The organism is Synechococcales cyanobacterium T60_A2020_003 (assembly GCA_015272205.1).
Taxonomy (GTDB): domain Bacteria; phylum Cyanobacteriota; class Cyanobacteriia; order RECH01; family RECH01; genus JACYMB01.
Map to the genome: position 1 here is coordinate 1 of JACYMB010000223.1, position 2,663 is coordinate 2,663.

At 48.7% G+C, this 2,663-nt stretch carries 4 protein-coding genes; all 4 read right to left on the minus strand.

Annotation, left to right across the window (positions count from 1 at the left end; all coding sequences use genetic code 11):
• Positions 1-37 precede the first annotated feature (37 nt).
• Positions 38-289 (minus strand): hypothetical protein, encoded by a 252-nt coding sequence (locus IGR76_11255; GenBank protein MBF2079069.1) that lies wholly within the window; start codon positions 287-289, stop codon positions 38-40.
• Positions 290-467: 178 nt separating this feature from the next.
• A complete protein-coding gene (locus tag IGR76_11260; GenBank protein ID MBF2079070.1) occupies positions 468-641 on the minus strand; it encodes a hypothetical protein in 174 nt (57 codons plus the stop codon).
• Positions 628-1,854, minus strand: coding sequence for an EAL domain-containing protein (locus IGR76_11265; protein MBF2079071.1), 1,227 nt, complete (start codon positions 1,852-1,854; stop codon positions 628-630). The genes IGR76_11260 and IGR76_11265 overlap by 14 nt, the downstream gene beginning before the upstream one ends.
• A 514-nt stretch (positions 1,855-2,368) precedes the next feature.
• Positions 2,369-2,663 (minus strand): hypothetical protein (locus IGR76_11270; GenBank protein MBF2079072.1); only part of this gene is annotated, 295 nt, incomplete at its 5' end.

Here is a 2,663-nt window from a genome sequence, read left to right on the forward strand (position 1 = left end):
GGAAGTTTAAGGGGTTTGATGAGGTTGTGAACGCTGGTTAGCAATTCCTGCCAGCCTGCACTAGGTACAATCCCATCCACTCCAATCGGGGTGGGTTGCTATCCTGTAAAGCTTCATACAAACTCGGCCACTGTCGTCGAAATACTGGCGCAACTGACAGTTCGGCAAAGGAGTACACACTGCGGCTCACCAAAACGGCATCCATCAGGTCGAATAGAGCGTCCTTGCCATTGCCGATGAGCATGTAGGACTTGTGTCGAAACGCCTTCAAGCGGTCAAAATTAGTCATGGTCAATCATTACTTGATGCAACATGACCATTAAGCAGCCAAACCATCGGTGTTGGCTGTTTTTCTTTCTCAATTAGTCTAAACTCCAGTCATAACCAATTGCCAGGGAGCATCCCACATTTGCAAATTTATCAATATCTGGAGTGTGGGCATCTTGCCCGCGAGCGGGACGCTCGCACTACCCGTACAAAATTGGGATGCTCCCAATTACCAACGTCGGAGGGCACTCCAAGAAAGCAATACGGTCATCGCCTTGCTGAAAAATGAGGTCACCTTTGTCATCGGTTTGGGCGATCGCTCTCCCATCCATGCAGGGCGATCGCCTGCATGGAACACCGTTAAAGTCTGTCAATCTGATCGCTCAATAGCTGATCGACCGCCTGCCTGGAGAGAGGCTTACTAAAGAAAAAGCCCTGACCGCACTCACAGTGCAACGCCCGCAGTTGAGCCATTTGCTTGGGATTTTCAATGCCTTCAGCAATGGTACTTAACCCCAAATTCCATGCCAGTGTTAGGATGGTTCGTACCAGTTCAACCTGTTCACCATCATGATCAATCCGGCTAATGAACGAACGATCGACCTTTAAGCTATCAACCGGGAAACGGTAGAGATAACTCAGGGATGAGTACCCGGTTCCAAAATCGTCAATGGACAGCTTAACGCCCATGTTGTGAAGCTTGGTCAGCATGGCGATCGCCGTTTCAGCATCTTGCATGATAGCCGTCTCCGTGATCTCTAGCTTTAGGCACGACGGTGGAAGCCCCGTTTTCTCCAGCACGGCTGCAATTTGGTTCACCAAATCGGGTTGGTTGAACTGCTTACTGGATAAATTGACGCTCACCATCAGGTTTTCGTATCCTGGAAACTGCTGACGCCACCGCTCATTTTGACGGCAGGCTTCTTCGAGTACCCATTCTCCTAGGGGCACAATCAGATCGGTCTCTTCGGCAAAGGGAATAAAGTCGCCTGGCATAATCAGCCCTTTGTGGGGGTGTTGCCAGCGCACGAGGGCTTCAAAGCCGATGATGCGATTGCCGTGATTCAGCATCACAATCGGTTGATATTCCAAGATAAACTCTCGGTTGGCGATCGCGTGCTGGAGTTCCTGAACTGCTTGTGGATTGGGTTGGTGCGACCCATTAACGGATATGCGGTCTGTACTTCCAGCCTCACTACTGTTGGGATTCGTACTGCTTTTGCGTTGGAGGATGCCTTGAAGATGGAATAGCTCGTCAGACTGTTGGAATACCTTTTCCCGTAAGAGATAGCACTCCTTCTCCAGTAAGGCCAGATCTTGAGTACGAGATAGATCGCTGTTTCTCTGAGTACGCAAACTCAGACGATACATGAACCATCCCGTAACAATCACAAATCCCAGATTGCCCAGGGTGGTCAAGATATTGAGAGTATTTACATTACGCACAACTAGATCTAGCACCTGATTAAAGACAATCAGCCAAAGGCTGCCAATCAGCACGTAGGTTGAAACGAGTTGTATCGAAGAAACGTTCCCTCGTTCTGCAGGTTGGCGCATAAGCTGTAAACGTAATGTACTTTTAGGCATATTTTTTTTAAGGACGCAGGAGGCTGTGCAATGCGGACATAGCGCAGCTCACTCATAAACTCCCTATACGGCTCTTTTATGATGTTGCAGCGTGGTACTGACTTTAGTATTCCCAAGAGTATCGTAGATCGACCCCACTGATTTCAACAGTAAACATCCTCAAGGGTGTGTAAATACCAGGGCATGTTCTAACCCCGTGCAAGCAAACTGAAGAAGCCCGTTAGGAGCGGACTAGCGCTTCAAAGTCCCCAAGACAGGAGGATTGAATTGGCTCAAGGATGGCAGTGCAGGTTGCTGACACACGCCCGTCCCTGTAAGGCTGTCCGATGCAATACTGGTCAACTTTAATGGATAGATTAGAGCCTTGACCCTTCAAACCGTGGCTCGCTATGACTATAGTGTACGGAATTTCTGGATCCTGAAAAAGAAATCTATGCGAGAAATCACTTAAAAAGGGCGAGACGATGGGGTCAGTATATATATATTTCCGGAAGCTTTATAAAATTGTGTGTCGTTATGTTGGGCGATCGCACGTTGCCTTAACCGTGTTGTAGACCTCGATAAAGGTGCGGAAAGACTCTTGCGAGATATTGCCTTTGACTAGATCATCAAGGGTGGTTTTGAAGATGCGATCGAGATCGGTTTGCAACGCGTCGTAAGAGTAGCTGGTTCGATTTTGAATGAGTAAGAGTAGATCGTTCATATAGTCTGCCGTTCTGGCCTGTTGGGTTTCGAGCGATCGCTGTTCGCGCACTTCAATCCCTGCGGGTCGATTCCCCGCCGCTCTGCGGCGTAAAATGCCAGGATGA

Bases quoted from the DNA above. Each gene is read 5' to 3' on its own strand.
- IGR76_11255 (MBF2079069.1), bottom strand. From the start codon at position 289: ATGACTAATTTTGACCGCTTGAAGGCGTTTCGACACAAGTCCTACATG.
- IGR76_11265 (MBF2079071.1), bottom strand. From the start codon at position 1,854: ATGCCTAAAAGTACATTACGTTTACAGCTTATGCGCCAACCTGCAGAA.